The organism is Paenibacillus sp. SJS-P3, from assembly GCF_056711585.1.
The window spans coordinates 2896692-2913653 of record NZ_CM160043.1; the positions used below are offsets into that span (position 1 = coordinate 2896692).

Consider the following 16962-nt stretch of genomic DNA (forward strand, 5'->3'; position numbering starts at 1 on the left):
AATGGAGCCTCCTTTCGGATTAGAAAAGGGATACGTCGCTGACCTTGCGGGCGATCCGGTTGACGGTCAGGATCAGCACGAGCGCGATGAAGCTCTGGAACAGGCCGACTGCGGCCGCATAGCTGAGCCGCCCTTCGCCGATGCCGGAGCTGATGACATGCACGTCGAGCACGCTGCCGATGGCGGCGGTGGCCGGCCCGTTCAGCAGCAGCAGCTGCTCGTAGCCCGCGCTCATGAGGCTGCCGGTGGCGAGGATGAACAGGATGACCGCGATGTTGCGGACGCCCGGCAGCGTGACATGCCAGATCTGGCGGAACCGGCCCGCGCCGTCGATCTTCGCCGCCTCGTACAGCTGCTGGTCGATGCCGGCGATGGCGGCCATGTAGATGATGGAGTTCCACCCGATGTTCTTCCAGACGTCGGAGCCGACGATGATCTGGTAGAACCAGGTGGTGTTGTTGAGGAACTGGACAGGGTCCTTCAAGGCGCCGGAGGAGAGGAGCAGATCGTTGACCGGACCGCCGTACGGAGTGAGCAGGCGCTGCATGAGCGTCACGACGACGACCCAGGAGACGAAGTAAGGCAAGTAAGAAAGCGTTTGCAAAGTTTTCTTGAATTTAAGGATCCGAACCTCGTTGAGCAGAATGGCCAGCAGGATCGGCATCGCGAATCCGATCAGCAGCTTGAGGCCGCTGATGAGCAGCGTGTTGCGGATGAGCTGGCTGGACTGGTAATAATCGAAAAATTGATGGAAGTATTTCAGGCCGGCCCACGGGCTGCCGGTAAAGCCGCCGGAAAACCGGAAATCGCGGAAGGCGACTTGAATGCCGTAGAGGGGAACGTAGGAGAACAGGAAAAACCAGACGATGCCGGGCAGCATGAACAGATAGAACAGCTTGTGCCGCCAGATCCGCTTCAGCAGCGGGTTAGCCATCATGGGATTCAACCTCCTTGTCGGTTGTGGAACGGCCGGATCGGACGGCGCCCGCTGTCGTTCGGCAGGCGCCGCGTCTCCGGATGAATCGGTCCGCAAAGGCAAAGCCGCGGCTTCGCAGAACGGCGGTCAAATAATCGGCGGCCAGCCGAAAGGCGCGGTCGGCCGGACGGTTACGGCTGGAGAGACAGCTTGAGCGTCTTGACCTCGAACGGATCGAAGGCAAGCTCGACCGCTCCGCCGGTTATTTCCAGCGGGTGCTGCTTCTGCTCCATCAGATCGGCCAGCCACGCTTCCGAGAGAGCGAAGCCCGCTTGCAGCGTAGTCCTCAGCCGAGTGCCGGCCGTCTCGTACAGCCGGACGACGAGATCTCCGTCATCCTCGGCGCGCTTCACCGCCTCCACCATCACGTGCGGATGGTCCGGCAGCAGGAACGAGCGTCCCTCCTGCCAGCCGGATGCCGCTCCCGCCGAAGGCCCATCCGCCGCTGCCGCTGTCTCGGCTGCGGCGGCGCCTGCGGACACCGCCGCAGCTTGCACCGTTGTCAGCTCGGCACCGTCCTGAGAGGACCGGACGGACGGCGATGCCGCAGCCACAGTCCGCAGAGGCACGTTCAGCTCGTAGCCGCGCCGGTAGATGCCCGCCTGGACATGGTCGCCGGAATGCGGATACAGGGAATAGGTGAACTCATGCTCGGCCCTGTCGGCTTCCGGATCGGGATAGGACGGACTGCGCAGCAGGTTGAGATCCAGCTCGCCGCCCTCGGCGCGGTGGCCGTACTTGCAGTCGTTGAGCAGCGCCACGCCGTAATCGGGCTCGGACAGATCCGCGTAGTGATGGGCGCAGATCTCGTCCTTGGCGTAATCCCACATCGTGTTGCGATGCGTCGGCCGCTTGAGATAGCCGAACTGGATGTCGCAGCTGACGGAATCGCAGCGGATGCCGAGCGGGAACGACGTGCGGAGCATCTTGCCCGATTCCTTCCAGTCGACCTTCGTCTCGAAGTCGATCCGGCGGCTGCCGTCCGTCAGCATCACCCGCTGGAGAAGGGTCGAGCTGCCGAAAGCATACCGCATGATCAGGCCGGCCTTCGGCCCGTCGGCGAACGCTTCGATCTCCTCAAGCCGCAGCGCCATTCCTCCTGCAGCCCGGTAATCCTGGCGGAAGTCCCAGGCGTCTCCGTCATCGGAGTAGACGCGCAGCGCGTTGGCGCCCCGTCCCGGCTGCACGAGCTCGCGGCCGGCTTCCTTGTCGACGATGGAGACCATGCCGCCCTCCGCATCGAAGGCCAGCGCCAGCAGCCCGTTCTCGATGACCCGGCTCTCGGCCGAAGCCCGCAGGTCAGGGAAGCCGGCGGCATCTTCCGCCCCGGAAGCGGCTCCCTCCACCGAGACGAAGCCCATCGCAGGCACGCGCACGAGCTGCCAGCGGCCGTCCAGCCGGAGCCATTCCTCCCGCTCCCAAGGGAGCGAGTTGAAGACGGCCGTGCCGGATGCGCCGCCGGATGCGCTGGCGTAAGCCGCCTCTGTCATTCGTTCCGTTTTGTCCAGAAGCACGGCGTACCGTTCCAACGATTCGTCGTAGACCCGCTTGATCGAGGAGCCCGGCAGAATATCGTGGAATTGATAGAGAAGCACTTCCTTCCAGATCTCCTCCAGCTCCCGGGCCGGATACGGACTGCCGTCCGCCATCTCGGCGAGCACGGCGGCGAATTCCAGCTCGCGCAGCGCCTTCTCCAGCTTGCGGTTGTAGCGCTTGCTCCGGCCCTGGCTCGTCAGCGTCCCCTGATGCTTCTCCAGGTACAGCTCTCCGCGCCACGTCTCGTAACGCTCCGAGCCCTCGGCGAGCCGCTCGAAAAAGCGCGAGGACGGCTCCTGCTCGACCGGGCTCAGCCCGAGCAGATCCTGCTCCCGGGCGAGCCGCTCGAGATGCTCTTCTCCAGGCCCCCCGCCGCCGTCGCCGATGCCGAACAGCATGAGCGCGCGGTCGGATATGCCTTTGTCCAAATACTCCTGCTCCGCCTTCACGATCGAGCGCGGCGCCGCCGGGCTGTTGTACGTATCCTCGGGAGGCATATGCGTCAGCACCTGCGAGCCGTCGATCCCCTCCCACAGGAACGTGTGGTGCGGATGGCGGTTGTACACGCTCCAGCTCAGCTTCTGCGTCATCATGTAATCGACGCCGGCTTTCTTCAGCAGCTGCGGCAGGCTGGCCGTGTAGCCGAACACATCCGGCATCCAGAGCGACTTCATCTCCTGGCCGAACTCCTGCTGGAAATACCGCTTGCCGTAGAGCAGCTGGCGCACGAGCGATTCTCCGCCCGGAACGTTCGTGTCCGACTCGACCCACATCGCGCCCTGCGGCTCCCAGCGGCCCTCAGCTACGCGTTCCTTGATCCGTCCGTACAGCTTCGGATAATGGATCTTCATCCACTCGTACAGCTGCGGCTGGCTCGCTCCGAACACATAATCCGGATAGCGCTCCATCATGGACAGCGCCGTCGAGAACGTCCGGGCTCCCTTGCGGATCGTCTCCCGGATCGGCCAGAGCCACGCCAGATCGATATGCGCATGGCCGACGGCGCTGATCGTCAGCACGGGATCGCCGCCGCGCTTGGCGAGCTGCTCGCCGAGCAGGCTCCGCGCCTGCGCGATCTCCTCGTCCGTCAAGCCCGCGAGCCGATGCGAGGCGTCATGCAGCGTGCGGAATATCCGCTCCTTGCGAGCGGAGCCGGCAGGCAGGCGCTCCGCCGTCTCCAGCAGCACCTCGAAATCGTAGTACAGCTGCCGCAGCTCCTCCCGGCAGACGGCGACGACCGCTTCCTTGAGCGTGCCGCTGCGGTAGCGGCCGAACAGGTCGTTGCAGCCCGCATCGCCCCACAGGTCGATGGCTTCCGTTCCGCTGCAGCGCTCGCTCACATGCACGACCCGCTTGCCGGGCAAGCCGAGCGAAAGGTCGAACTCAGAATTGATGTTGGTCAGTCCCTGGACCGGCGACCCGTCCTCGTCCACCAGGCAAAGCTCGCCGTTCACGTCGATGAGCAGCACGACTTTCCCGCCCTTGGCCGACTCCGGCACGGAACCGGAGAAATGGAACCAGGCGCAGTCCCACAGCTCTCCCCAGCGCTCTCCCGGCTGAAGCTGGACGAGCCGGCCCGACCGGCGCTCCTCGTACGGCACCGGCTCGGGCGTTATCCAAGCCGATACGGCAAGCTCGGCGACCGGCTCGTATATGCTCGCCTGCAGGCGTCCCAGCACGCCTCTCAATTGTTCAGGCCGGATGACTTCGTATGGCATGCTTTAACCGACTCCTTTATGCAGACTTAGCCTTTAGTTCTTTCCCCAAGCTCAAACCAACTATAATATATCTATTGTATATGTTCAATATGTTTTTAGAAATTAAAGGAATAAAAAAACCGGTCCCTTGAAGGAACCGGAATCTGCAAAGCAGCGCAATCAAAAAACGGCTCCGCCGCCTTGAAGGCGAGGAGCCGTCTGCGGGGAGCGCGCGGCATGCGTCGGAACATGCGTCGGAACGGTCCATGGTAAAACGTCCGGCATCCCTAAAGCGGCGGGCCCGATGTCTGGCGGATGACGAGCTCGGGCTCCAGCAGCGTTTTCGTGTAGCCGCCTCCCGCCTCGCCCTTGCGGATGACCTCCAGCAGCTTATCCGCCGCCCGGCTGCCCATATCGAATTCGAACTGCCGGATATGCGTGAACATGCTGAATTCCTCCACGATCGAGGTCGGATCGTCGAAGCTGACGATCGACAGATCCTCCGGCACGCGCAGCCCCGCCTGCAGGGCCATCTGGTAGATCTGCACCGCGAGCCGCCCGTTCAGCGTGATATAAGCGGTCGCCATCCGGTTGCGGATATACCGGAACAACGGATGTGTCTCCGCTTTTTTGAGGCTTTCTACCCGGAAACCGGTAATCATATGGGCGGGATTGATAAGCGCCCCTTTGTTTTTCAGCTCGTTCATATAGCCTTCGAGACGCTCCTGGACCGTAACGGTCTGCATCGGCGAGTCGGAGCAGATGGCGATCTCGCGATGCCCGAGCTCCCATAGATGGTCCACCGCCAGACTCGTGCCCATCCTTCCGTCGGCGGCGATGTAATTCGTCTCCACCCCGGGCAGATAGCGGTCGATCAGAACGAACGGAAATCCGGAGAACTTCATCGCGAGAATCTCTTCATTGTACTGTTCCTCGTCCACGGGAAAGATCAGCAGCCCCTCGGCCCCGATTTCCTTCAGCGTCTTGATCGCTTCCTTCTCCTTGTCCACCTGGCCACCGGAGAGCAGGATCACGCTCCGGTAGCCCTTGTCCTCGAGCGCCATGCGCACGCCGTCGATAAGCCGGATGGCGAAATAGTCGTCGATGGAAGGCATGACGAGGCCGATCAGGCCCGTCCGGCGGCCGCCGGCACCCCGCTCCGGAGCCGGCGCGGCTGCGCCCGGCTGCAGCGGCGCGGCATCCGCGGCGCTCTCTTCCGGCGACCGGCTGCTCACGAAGCTGCCGCGTCCGGGCACCCGGGTGATCAGCTTCTCGTTGGCCAAGCCGGACAAGGCATTGACGACCGTGATCTTGCTCACGTTGAACCGGTCCATCAGCTCTTTTTCCGTCGGGATCCGGTCGCCTTCCTTCAGCTCGTTCGAATCGATAAGATCACGGATGTAATCCTGAATTTTCTGATACAGCGGAGTTCGATCTGTCGAGCTCATTTTCCATCACCAGTTTCGGTTCGATATTTGTATATATAATATATTCTTGCTTATCGTTGCGCAACCGTTTTCCTTTCCTCCTTCCTGGGTACAGAGCCGCAAGTTCCTCTCCAGCCCTTTGCTTCGCTGGAACTAAACCTCAGCCTTTCGGAGCATTTTCCGAACAATCTTTGTCGAAGATCTTGAATTATATATGTATAATATATTTAATATAAATGCAAGCGCATTCAAATCGCTGACGCGTTTCGCCACTCCCTCTCAAGGAGGTGAGCCTCGGGGAGCGCAGGGACCGATCTCCCGAACAAGGCTTGGAAAGCAACCTATTCTAATCAAAAGAGGTGTTTCGTGATGATTCGAAAGCTTGCGGCAGCCAGTCTTGCGCTGGCCTGCACATTGTCTTTCTCCTTCGCCGTTTCCGCCGAGCCGGATGCTCGGAAGGAAGATCGCTTACCGTCCGGTTCCATTTCCTGGCCCCAGCAGCAGCAGCTCCCGCGCTTCGCCAATGCCAGGCAGCTTGAAGTGGCGGATATCTATGACGCTCCCGGCGATGTGAAGCTGCTTCTGGCCACGCTCCAGGGCCTCGTCAACCGCAGCGAGCCGCGCATTTATTTGCTCGAGAGCAAGGAAGAAGGCAAGTTCGCCTGGCTGAACGATCTCGACGTCCCCTACAAAGTCCGCGACAACGAATGGTCGCTGCTGGACAAGTTCAAAAGCGAGGTCAAGGGCATTATCGTTTATGACCCTGAAGTACCCGATTCCATCAACGTGGCGACCACCATGGCGGGAATCAAGGATGCCGTCGTCGCGAGTCCCGAGCTGGCTAAAAAGCTGACGGCTTCTCCTTATTCCTTCAAGGTGCTCGACGATCTGCAGGGGCGCTTCAAGGACCGGCTCGATGCTTACACCTGGCAGTACGAGCAGCTATGGAGCCAGACGACCCATCGGATGCTGGTCGGCCTCAGTCCCGATACGTCCATCCGCCTGCCGTCCACCGGCATCCCAGCCTCGTACAAGACGGTCGCGCAGGAGACGTCGCAGGAGCGGGACGCGGGCAACCGCAAGGTATATGACCTCGACCTGTCGCCTTTCCTCGGCCAGCAATCGGTCTATCTCCGCTTCGACGACGCCTTCCCTGAGGACGGATGGGGACCCGGCCGTGCACGAGGTCACCGTCAAGGCCGACGGGCAGACGATCGCGAGCTTCGTTCCCGGCACTCCCGAGGAGGAGCCGTTCCTGTACGACGCCCAGAGCTCCCAGGTATCGGCCGGCAGCGGCGGCCACCGCTTCGCCGACAACGGACGTTACTTCGTCTACCGCTTCACGCCTCCGGCAGGCGCCAAGCAATTGACGACATCCATCGAGATGTGGAACCAGTTCAAGGTCAGCGCCGGCAGCGAGCAGCCGGCATCCTCCGAGCAGAAGGAGCCTTACGGCTACCTGCGCGACTACGCCGTCGCGAACAAGGCGATGGTATTCTGGCTCGACTCCAATGTGCCGGCGCAGCGGGAGCTGTTCGAGCGCATCCTGTCGGATGTGCAGCCCGGCACCCCTTATCTCGGCTGGTTCAGCAACGATACCGTCGGCGAATTCAGCTCCGTGGAGATCACCTCCAGACACAGCGTGTACGTGCTTGCCGCCGACTGGTTCAGCAACATGACCGTATTCTCGGGCGGCAGATCGGCGGCGGCGCCGCTCAAGGCGGCCAAAGCCCCGAAACTGCAGAACAAAATCTACGTCACCTATACGTTCAGCGAAGGCGACAACTTCCAGTACAACCAGCATCGGATGCGCGTCCTGTGGGATGATCCTTCACGCGGCAAGGTGCCGCTCAACTGGACGTCCAGCCCGCTGCTGTACGACGGCGCTCCGGCCATTCTGGACTACTACCTGAAGACGGCGACGCCAAGCGACCAGCTCATCTCCGGTCCTTCCGGAGCCGGCTACTTCTACGCGAACGCCTGGCCGGACAGCACCTTCCCGTCCTATTTGAAGGCAACCTATCCATACCTGAAAAAAACCGGCATGACGATTCCGTATGTGCTGAACCGCATCGACAGCGAAAACGTTCCGCTCAGCGACGCAAAGGCCAACGCCTATGCCGACGAGTATCACGCCCCCGGCCTGTTCCTCAGCTGGGAGGATCGCTATGGTGTCGAGCTGGCGAAGAACAAGCTGCCGATCTCCACGATCCAGGGCATCGGCACGGTCAAGGATGGCCAGCGCGTCCTGGCGGAAGCCAAGGCGAAGTGGGACGGCAAGTCGCCTCTCTTCATCTCGCTCGGCCTCCTGGCCTGGAACATGACCCCGACGGACGTCGCCGCCTTGAACGGCTCTCTCGGGCCTGAATTCGAAGCCGTCCGGGCGGATCAGTATTTCTCGCTTGTCCGCGAGGCGAACGGGCTGCGGCCGTTGTCCGGCACGTCGGAGCAGGAGCAGTAGGAGCAATAGGCGGAATAGGAGCAATAGGAGAAGCTTGGACTGTGCGCTTCAAGCTCCATGAGAACCGTCTCGGATCTAGAACGATCATTTGGCAACCAGAAAAAAGCCTTTGTCCCCGACAAAGGCTTTTTTTCGCGCCCCATGCAAGCGGATGAAGCAGAAGCCGAGATGAAGCAGAAGCAGCCTTTCACGGCTGGAACAGCTTACGCTATGCGGCTAGCAAGAGTTGAATCTTACCTCAACGACAGCCTGACGCTCCGGCAACTTTTCCAACAGCTATCCCGTCGGCACCGCTTACTTCGAAATCCAGGGCGTCGATCCAAAGCTTGCCCTAGCCGTCCGGAACGGCGGCGGCCTTTATTTGAAGGCGGATTATCAAGCGAAATATGACGGCAGCAAAAATGAAGAGGACGCCTCTGCAAAATCAGGCGCGGGACATCTCTCGAGCTCCCGTCCCTATGCCCTTCTGACCGCAGGCATTTTTGCGCTGCTCGTCGCATCAGCGGCCGCCTATGTGTCCCTTCAGCGGAAAAGACACCGGCAGCAATAAACGGAAGCCGCCAGGGGCGCTCATGCTGCAGCAAACAAGCCATTCCGACCTGTTCGGGCCGAAATGGCTTGTTCGCTTATTCCCGGCTTCTTTTCAAGCCAGATTCCACTCCTCATGGATTTTCGGCACATCCGCGATGAGCTGCTGCGTGTAGGCATGCTGCGGCTGCAGGATGACCCTCTCCGCCGGCCCCTTTTCCACGATGCGCCCCTTTTCCATAATATAGAGCGTATCGCTCACATAGTAGGCCAGCCCGACGTCATGCGTGATGAAGATGATCGTCATCCCGTTCTCCTCCCGCAGCTTCATGAGCATATCGAGAATGGTGGAGCGGGAGCAGGCGTCGATCATCGAGGTTGGCTCGTCGGCGATCAGGATGCGCGGCCGCATCATGAAGATGCGCGCGATCATGAGCCGCTGCATTTGCCCGCCGGACAGCTCGAACGGGTACTTGTTGTACAGCTCGTCGAACTTCAGGTTGACGAACGAGCAGGCGTCGATCATCCGCCTTCGCTCTTCCTCCTTGGTCAGCTGCAGATTCTGCAGGGCGATGCAGTCGCGCAGCAGCTTCTCGACCCGGTGGAACATATTGAACGAGGAGAACGGGTCCTGGAAAATCGCCTGGATGTCCTTCCAATAGTTCCGGCGCTCCTTATGCCCCTTCAGCCGTCTCGGCGCTCCTTCGTATTCGATCCTGCCGCTCGTTTCCTTGAGCAGGCCGAGCAGCATCTTGGCGAGCGTCGTCTTGCCGCTGCCGCTCTCCCCGACGATGGAGATGATCTCGCCCTTGTGGAAGGCGAAGTCCACCTCGCGCACGGCCGTCTTCTTCTTTTTGCCGTAGCCGAATACCTTGGTGACGCTGACCCCGGCGAGCAGAATGTCCTTATCGCTGAACTTCTTCATCCGCATACCACTCCTTCAAGGTATCCACGCCGAATATGCAGCGGTACGTCCTGCCGGCCTCCTCGCGCATCGGAATGCTGCCCCTGCGGCATTCTTCCCGGGCGAAATCGCAGCGCTCCGCGAAGCGGCAGCCTTCCGGCACGTTCTTGAGGTTGGGAGGGGCTCCGGGGATGGCGGACAGCTTGTGGTCCTTCATGCCTTCCTCGGGGACGATGATGGAGCCCATCAGCCGCTTGGTGTAAGGATGGACAGGATCGAACACCATCTGCTGCGCCGTGCCCCGCTCGACGATCTCGCCCGCATACATGACCATGATGTCGTCCGTCACATGGTAGAGCAGCGGCAGCTCATGCGTGATGAAGATGAGGGATCGGATGAATTTCTTCTCCAGCAGCTCCTTGAGCAGGCGGATGACCGCCTTCTGCGAGGTGACGTCGAGCGCTGAGGTCGGCTCGTCGGCGACGAGCACCTTCGGATTGAGAATGGTCGAGATGGCGATGACGGTCCGCTGCTTCATGCCGCCCGACAGCTCGCTCGGATAGGCGTCCAGCACCTCCGGAGCGAGATGCAGCGTGCGGAACCTCTCCTCCGCCATCGCCCTCACCTGCGGCTTCGTCAGCTTGGGCTGATGCTCCTTCATGAGATCCTCGATGAAGCGGATGATCTTCAGCGTCGGATTGAGCGCGTTCATCGCCGCCTGCGGAATGTAGGCGATTTCCCGGCCGAGAATCTGCCTGCGCAGCCGCTCCTTGCCGAGCTTCATGATATCGATGCCGTCTATGGAGATGGAGCCTTCCCCGTAATAAAGAGGCGGAAAATAAAAGCCCATCAGGCTCATCGACAGCGTCGACTTGCCGCAGCCGGACTCGCCGGCGATGCCGAGTGCCTTGCCCTCCTCGAGCGCGAAGTCGACGCCGTCGACGGCGAACACCTTTTCGTTCAGGCGCGTCCGGTAATACGTCTTGAGCCCTTCGACCTCCAATACGCGCCGCAGGGGCTCGGGGACAAGTTCGGGTTGCAGATCCGCCAGCTTCCGGCTCATGCGCGCTCACTCCTGATTTTCGGATTGAAGATCTCGTCCATGCCGGTGTTGATCATGTACAGCGAGAAGGTGATGACGGCGATCGAGAAGGCCGCCGGGATGAATGCCCACCACGCCCCGGCGACCGGAGCCTCGAAGACGAGCGCCCAGTTCATGATGATGCCGAGCGAGATCGTATTGTACGGCCCCAGGCCGAGCATCGAGATGGAAGCCTCCGACAGGATGCCGGATGCGACCTGCAGGATGAAGGCCATGACGACGTAGGAAGCGATATAGGGCAGGATTTCGAAGACGATGATCTTCGGCGTGCTGTGCCCCGATATTTTAGCCAGATTGACATGGTCCCGGTTCCTCAGCGAGCTCGTCTGCGCGCGTACCGCCCGCGCGGTCCACGGCCAGCTCGTCAGGCCGATGATGACGGCGACGAGCAGCGAACTGCGGGAGTTGATGCTGACGGAGATGAGGATCAGGATGATGAATGACGGGATGACGATGAACATGTTCGTGACCGCGGTCAGGATATTGTCCAGGAGACCCCCGGCGTATCCGCACAGCAGCCCGATCGCCAGGCCGATGATCGTGGCGAAGATGCCCGCGACGAGGCCGACCATGATGGAGGTGCGGATGCCGTAGACGAGCTCCAGGAACAGGTCGCGGCCGAAGTTGTCGGAGCCGAGCAGCAGCCCCCCGCCCGGAGGCTGGAACGCCAGCGCCTCCATCGACAGCGGGTCGGCCCGGTTGATCAGCGGCACGATGATGACAAGAGCGACCATCAGCAGCAGCATGATGGCGCCGAACATGAACTTGGGCGAACGGATCAGAATGCCTACGGAATGCTTCATCTCAGTTCTCCTCCATTTGGGACGCCTTGATGCGGGGATCGACGATGCCATAGACGATCTCGATCGTGAAGTTCGCCAGCAGCACCGTCAGCGCGATCAGCAGCGTGCAGCCGGAGATGAGCGGATAATCCAGCTGCCGGATGGCCGTGAACAGCCAGGTGCCGATGCCGGGGTAGCTGAAGACGATCTCGCAGATGAGCGAGCCGCCGACCATCGTGCCGATGGACAGGGCAAGGCCCGTAATTTGCGGCAGCATGGCGTTCTTGAACACATAACGCGCCACTCGGGAATCGCGGATGCCGAGCAGCTTGCTGTACAGCACATAGTCGGAGTTGAGCTCGTAGATGCTCATCTCCCTCATGCCGATCGCCTGGCCGCCGATCGTGACGAGCACGATCGAGAGGAACGGCAGCGTGTGGTGGCGGAGCACCGAGAGGATGAAGTCGAGGCTGAAATGCGGCACCATCTGATAATCATAGCCTCCCGACATCGGGAACCATTTCAGCGTGATCGCGAGCAGGTACAGCATGATGATGGCGAGGGTGAAGAACGGGATCGAGTTGACGAACAGCGCCGCCGGGAACAGCACCTTGTCGAAGACGCCCTTGCGGTAAGCGGCTACCGCGCCGAGCACGTTGCCGATGATCCAGCCGACGAGGATGGCGGGAAGCTGGAGCGCGACCGTCCAGGGGACGGCGGCCATCAGGATGTCGGACACCTTGCGCGGGTACAGGCCGAAGGACGTTCCGAGATCGCCGGTGACGAGCTTCTGGAGATAGATGCCGAACTGCGCGAGGAGCGGTTTGTCCACCCCGAACTCCTTCATGAAGTTGTCGTACACCTTCTTGATGGAATCGCTGTCCGTCATTCCCTGCGACACCTGGGAGGCGATCGTGCTGACCGGGTTGCCCTCGATGAGCCTCGGCAGCAGGAAATTAAGAATCAGCGCGATCAGCAGCGTGACGAGATACCATCCGGACTTCTTCAGGAAATAGCGGGTATAGGCATTCAAGAGCTTCACCTTCCTTTAAGGGAAAGGGCCGGCCGCATTTGCGGCGGCCCTGTGGTTGCGAGGCAATGATTGCGGTCGAGGCTCAGCCATACGGAGCATCCAAGTTCAACCGCGATCGGAAGAGAGATCGGCACGCGCAGCGACGGTTCAGTTCGGCTGCAAGCGGAGCGGGCCGCGCAGCTTCTATTCGTTTCCACTGCCCGGAGCGGAGCGGGCCGAATCTCTCTGGAGAAGCAACGCGTTCGCCTTTGAACGAGGATGCTTACCCTGGCAGGGGTCAGCAATCAGAGCATCCGAGTTCAACCGCGATCGGAAGAGAGATCGGCACGCGCAGCGACGGTTCAGTTCGGCTGCAAGCGGAGCGGGCCGCGCAGCTTCTATTCGTTTCCACTGCCCGGAGCGGAGCGGGCCGAATCTCTCTGGAGAAGCAACGCGTTCGCCTTTGAACGAGGATGCTTACCCTGGCAGGGGTCAGCAATCAAAGCATCCGAGTTCAACCGCGATCGGAAGAGAGATCGGCACGCGCAGCGGCGGTTATGTTCGAACGCCAGGAAGCGGAGATCGGCACGCGCAGCGGCTCAGGCTCGGAGGAACTGAATTCCGTCAGTTCGTAATCTTATACAGAGCCTTGATGCCCGCCCCGTCTATCGCGATCTGCGGCGGAGTGTTGCTGCCGTCCCCGTCGACCGGGAAGCCCTTCCAAACCGTCTCGTTCACAGTGTAGAACACCCAAGGACGGTACATCAGCGGAATGGACGGGACGTCCTTCAGCCAGATTTGCGTCAGCTCCGTGTACATCGACTTGGCGTCGGCTTCGGATGCGGTCGGGATCTTGTCGATCAGCTCATCAGCCTTGTCGTTTTTATAGCGGCCCCAGTTCCAGAACGCCATCTCGCCTGCCGGCGCTACGCCTTTGGAATACATGATCGTGCGGGCGCGGCTCCACGGGTTGCTCGGCGTCACATTGCCGGCCGGCGTGTTCATGATGATGTCGAACTTGCCGGTCTGCAGGTCGTTCGTCCATACCGGTGCTTCAGGGAATTTCGTGCGGATCTCGATGCCGATCGCCTTGGCGCTCTGTGCGACGATCTCCAGCGCGGCGTTCCAGTCGGACCAGCCGTACGGGCACTCGACTTCGTACGGACCGAGACGCTGACCGTTCAGCACGCGGATGCCGTCCTTGCCCTTCTTCGCTCCGATGCTGTCGAGCAGAGCGTTCGCGGCTTTGGTGTCCGTCGTCCACTGCAGCGACTTGATGGCGTCCTGGTCGACGAACTTGGACTCCGATGGCGTATCGAGCGTCAGCGAAGGCTTCATGTCGCCCGAATAGCCGCTCATGGCTAGCTGCGACACTTTCTTGTAGTCGATGGACATCGCGATCGCTTTGCGGACTTCCGGCGAATCGAGGCCCTTTTTCGACATATTGAAGAAGATGGATGGCATCGATCCCGGCAAATAGTAAGGCGCATCCTTCAAGAACGTCTTGATCGGAGCATTCTCCTGCATCTTCCACACCTGCGGCGTGAACTGCTGCGAGACGTCCACCTGGCCGCTCTTGAACGCCAGGTCTCCAGCCGCGTTGTCCTTGTAGATGACATGCGTGATATATTTCGGAGCAGGCAGCTTGCCGAACAGCTTCTGGCCCCAGTAGTTGTCGTCGCGGATGAGCGAGATTTTCTGGTCGTTGTAGAACATGAGCTTGTAAGGACCGGTGCCGACCGGATCGGCGTTCATTTCCTTGCGGATCGTCGCCAGGTCATTGTTCGACTTCGTCTCGATCGCTTCCCAAATATGCTTCGGCAGCATCGGCATCAGCTCGATGCTCTCGGTTACGGTCAGTTTGTTGGCGTTGGCAGGATTCAGGCTGATGACGACCGCATTCGCTCCGTCCGCCTTGACGTCCTGGATGTAATCCCAGTAGCTGGACCAGTTGAGCTCGTATTTTTTGCCGAGGCCATAGGTGTACACGACATCATCGGAAGTAAAAGGCTGGCCGTCGCTCCACTTGGCGTCCGGGTTCAGCTCGATGCGCAGCGTCTTGTCATCCGTCCAGCTGTACGACTTGCCGAGGAGAGGCTCGAGCTTTCCGTCGATCATGTTGATCATGAACAGAGTTTCATACACGAGCTCGCGGGAATTGCCGTAGTTGATCGGAAAAGCCGGGTTGCCGCTCAGCAGGTTGAAGTTCGTCGGCGCTCCCCACTGCAGGCCGTTGATATAGAGCGTCTCGTTGCGCGGCGTTTCCTTGGCTCCGCCGGAGCTGTCGGTGCTCGCGGTCGGCTGCGGGCTGGCCGAAGGATCGGCGCTGGCTGCCGGCTCCTTGGTTGCCGCCGTCCCTCCGGTGTTCGTCGCGCTCGTCGGCGGCGGCGTGGAATTGCTGCATGCGGCCAGCAGAGACCCCGTCATCATGACAGAGGCGAACGTTAAGGCTAGCGCTTTACGCTTCATGCTTCCTCTCCCCATTCCTCAACTAAATTGGATGCATTTCTCTTGAAGTAAGCGTTTACATAAACAAGTATAAAACGGCCTCGAAGGACCGTAAATGGTGGCAGTTTTGGGATTATATCCACTTTTTTGGGGTAGGGCTTCCGTTCTGCGGCTGAGCCATTTGGACAGGCTCAGCTTGACGATGGAAGCCTCGACGAGGTCTCCGGGATATACCGGCAGCTTGATCCTCGTCTCGGCCTTGGGCAGAATTTCCAACCAGGCGTAATAGTTCGCTTTGCCGTTCACGTATTCATGCTCGGTTCCGGTCTGGATCAGGCTGCTGTTGTTGTAGCAAGACATTCGTAAAGAGGACTCGATCCCCTGCATTCGTTCTCGGCGAACCTGAATAACTCCATCTGCCGAGTTGTGGCAAGAAACGAGATCAAGATCGGAACCAAATCAAAGAGACGCAGAATCTAGCATTCCGCGCCTCTTCCTTTGAAACATGTTTTGAAACGGGTACATGAAAGAACTAACGACGATGACCAGCAGAATGAACAGGACCAGGATGGCGCCTGTGCTGAGTTTGCCATGACCAGATTCAGACATCTTCCAGTTCCCCTTTCATTCTTGCTACTCTACCTTATGTATCTCCCATGCGAGATGTTTGGATGGGAGGAGTAGTTGTGCTTATGCTAAGGTATTCCGAATTTTCATAGACAGCTGCCGGGGAATTGGGACGCTGCCACCGCCATGCCGAAACAAAAAATGGAAAAAAGAAAAAACGCGGAAACTTTCGTTCCGCGTCTTCATGTGCGAAGCTGATTTTACTGCATTAGTTCAGGAAAGAGGCGCTTATGATGACCAGCAGAATGAACAGGACCAGAACGACGGCTGTGCTGATCGATTTGACGCGCCCGACTTCAGACATCTTCCATTTCCCCTTTCACTTGAGTCTACCCTACCTTATGTATCTACAGGCAGCGATGTTTGGACGGGAGGTATAGTTGTGCTTATGCTAGGGTCAGCCTAATCTCCTCCAGCGGAATTTTTCAGGCCCATTTCTCCCGGAGTCCAGCCATAACCGGAACGGCCGGCATAGGATATCTCAGTCTACCGAAAGGAGAAATGACAAATGTCTTATGGAGTCGGCGGAGTAGCCGGAGAAGGCGTAGGCTGCGGATATGGCGGATTCGGCATGAGCACGGCAGCGATCCTGGTCCTCTTCATTCTGCTCGTCATCATTACGCGCGCTTTCCTTTGTTACTAGTGATGAATGTCATTTTCTAATGGCAAAAGAGGACCCCGACGGGTCCTCTTTTTTGAATTTTTTTCATTATTATTTGAAAAAAGAGAGCTTTAGGACCTTCGGCTGTTCTCCTAACGAACGTGGAGATCCATGCCGTATGCATGAAGGCCCAGCTTGCGGGCGATCGACTGCGAAGCGAAGTTGTCCCATGAGGTGCTGTAGAGCGGCAGCAGGCCGTCGGCCTGCAGCGCCTGGGCCCATGCTTCCGCGCACCGGATCGCAAGCCCCCGGCCTCGATGGCCCGGCAGCGTTTCCAGCCCGGCCTCCGCTCCGAGAGAGCTTTTTCTTGCGCTGAAGCATACCGACACGGCCAGCCCGTCTTCGACGACGGCAAAAACCGGATGCCTGTCTTCCAGCCCTTCGGCCAAGCCCGGAAATCCGGGAGCAAGCAGGCGCATGTTGTCGCGCGCAATGCGGATGGCTCCGCCGGCTGCCTGAACCGGATTTTTGAACAGGTAGGCCGGTCCCAACCAGATCGACTTCAATTCACGAATTCCGTTCCATCTTCGAATCAGTTCCGCCAGCTCCAACCCGGTCCGGCCTCTCCCCGCCGCATGCTCAAATGCCTCCAGCTGATCGTCGGGAAAATCTTCGCCGAAGCGGATCACATCTCCCTCGCTCGTCCTCCCGAGAAAAAAGAGCGGCGCCGCCGAACCGGACGGCTCATTGACCGCGGTCATCCTGCCCCTGCGACCGCTCTGGAACAAAATATCCGCTTGAATCGTCATCAGCTCATAGTCGCCGATGCTGCCCGCCCTTCCCATCATCGCCGCTTCTTCT

At 59.9% G+C, this 16962-nt stretch carries 14 protein-coding genes and 1 pseudogene; 4 read left to right on the forward strand and 11 right to left on the reverse strand.

Features of this window, described 5'->3' with window-relative positions; genetic code table 11:
* Nucleotides 1-19: 19 nt before the first annotated feature.
* Nucleotides 20-937 carry an ABC transporter permease gene (locus tag AC06G8_RS13375; RefSeq protein ID WP_447661253.1) on the reverse strand — a complete coding sequence of 306 codons (918 nt, stop codon included), beginning with the start codon at nucleotides 935-937 and terminating at the stop codon, nucleotides 20-22.
* Here AC06G8_RS13375 and AC06G8_RS13380 point away from each other — a divergent pair.
* Nucleotides 936-1130, forward strand: a complete 195-nt coding sequence (locus tag AC06G8_RS13380; RefSeq protein ID WP_447661254.1) for a hypothetical protein — start codon at nucleotides 936-938, stop codon at nucleotides 1128-1130. The two genes, AC06G8_RS13375 and AC06G8_RS13380, sit on opposite strands and share 2 nt — an antisense overlap.
* Here AC06G8_RS13380 and AC06G8_RS13385 read toward each other — a convergent pair.
* Complete coding sequence (locus AC06G8_RS13385) at nucleotides 1108-4230, reverse strand: alpha-mannosidase (protein ID WP_447661255.1); 3123 nt, start codon at nucleotides 4228-4230, stop codon at nucleotides 1108-1110. The two genes, AC06G8_RS13380 and AC06G8_RS13385, sit on opposite strands and share 23 nt — an antisense overlap.
* Before the next feature lie 266 nt (nucleotides 4231-4496).
* Nucleotides 4497-5657: a GntR family transcriptional regulator gene (locus tag AC06G8_RS13390; RefSeq protein ID WP_447661256.1), complete on the reverse strand. Its 1161-nt coding sequence runs from the start codon at nucleotides 5655-5657 to the stop codon at nucleotides 4497-4499.
* Nucleotides 5658-6005: 348 nt separating this feature from the next.
* Between AC06G8_RS13390 and AC06G8_RS13395 the strand changes: the two are divergent.
* Nucleotides 6006-6530: pseudogene (locus AC06G8_RS13395) on the forward strand (GxGYxYP domain-containing protein); the annotation flags it as partial.
* 26 nt (nucleotides 6531-6556) lie between these two features.
* On the opposite strand, the gene AC06G8_RS13400 reads toward AC06G8_RS13395, so the two are convergent.
* Nucleotides 6557-6718, reverse strand: coding sequence for a hypothetical protein (locus AC06G8_RS13400; RefSeq protein ID WP_480283064.1), 162 nt, complete (start codon nucleotides 6716-6718; stop codon nucleotides 6557-6559).
* Between the two features lie 95 nt (nucleotides 6719-6813).
* Here AC06G8_RS13400 and AC06G8_RS13405 point away from each other — a divergent pair, with 95 nt between their 5' ends.
* Nucleotides 6814-8097 carry a hypothetical protein gene (locus AC06G8_RS13405; RefSeq protein WP_480283065.1) on the forward strand — a complete coding sequence of 428 codons (1284 nt, stop codon included), beginning with the start codon at nucleotides 6814-6816 and terminating at the stop codon, nucleotides 8095-8097.
* A 643-nt stretch (nucleotides 8098-8740) separates the two neighbouring features.
* On the opposite strand, the gene AC06G8_RS13410 is transcribed toward AC06G8_RS13405, so the two are convergent.
* From AC06G8_RS13410 to AC06G8_RS13435, 6 genes are all read right to left on the reverse strand, one after another.
* Nucleotides 8741-9550, reverse strand: coding sequence for an ABC transporter ATP-binding protein (locus tag AC06G8_RS13410; protein ID WP_447661258.1), 810 nt, complete (start codon nucleotides 9548-9550; stop codon nucleotides 8741-8743).
* The gene (locus AC06G8_RS13415) at nucleotides 9531-10592 is read right to left on the reverse strand and encodes an ABC transporter ATP-binding protein (RefSeq protein ID WP_447661259.1); all 1062 of its coding nucleotides are present in this window, start codon (nucleotides 10590-10592) and stop codon (nucleotides 9531-9533) included. Before AC06G8_RS13415 ends, AC06G8_RS13410 begins: the two co-directional genes overlap by 20 nt.
* Complete coding sequence (locus AC06G8_RS13420; RefSeq protein WP_447661260.1) at nucleotides 10589-11434, reverse strand: ABC transporter permease; 846 nt, start codon at nucleotides 11432-11434, stop codon at nucleotides 10589-10591. The genes AC06G8_RS13415 and AC06G8_RS13420 overlap by 4 nt, the downstream gene beginning before the upstream one ends.
* A gap of 1 nt (nucleotide 11435) precedes the next feature.
* Nucleotides 11436-12446 carry an ABC transporter permease gene (locus tag AC06G8_RS13425; RefSeq protein ID WP_447661261.1) on the reverse strand — a complete coding sequence of 337 codons (1011 nt, stop codon included), beginning with the start codon at nucleotides 12444-12446 and terminating at the stop codon, nucleotides 11436-11438.
* 603 nt (nucleotides 12447-13049) lie between these two features.
* The gene (locus tag AC06G8_RS13430; protein WP_447661262.1) at nucleotides 13050-14894 is read right to left on the reverse strand and encodes an ABC transporter substrate-binding protein; all 1845 of its coding nucleotides are present in this window, start codon (nucleotides 14892-14894) and stop codon (nucleotides 13050-13052) included.
* An 18-nt stretch (nucleotides 14895-14912) separates the two neighbouring features.
* On the reverse strand, nucleotides 14913-15260 hold the full coding sequence (locus AC06G8_RS13435) for a G1 family glutamic endopeptidase (RefSeq protein ID WP_480283066.1): 348 nt from the start codon (nucleotides 15258-15260) through the stop codon (nucleotides 14913-14915).
* A gap of 748 nt (nucleotides 15261-16008) precedes the next feature.
* Here AC06G8_RS13435 and AC06G8_RS13440 point away from each other — a divergent pair.
* Entirely contained in the window at nucleotides 16009-16143 is a 135-nt protein-coding gene (locus AC06G8_RS13440; protein WP_447661266.1) for a YjcZ family sporulation protein, read from the forward strand.
* 110 nt (nucleotides 16144-16253) lie between these two features.
* Here AC06G8_RS13440 and AC06G8_RS13445 read toward each other — a convergent pair whose 3' ends face one another.
* Nucleotides 16254-16949 carry a GNAT family N-acetyltransferase gene (locus AC06G8_RS13445; protein ID WP_480283067.1) on the reverse strand — a complete coding sequence of 232 codons (696 nt, stop codon included), beginning with the start codon at nucleotides 16947-16949 and terminating at the stop codon, nucleotides 16254-16256.
* Nucleotides 16950-16962 lie beyond the last annotated feature (13 nt).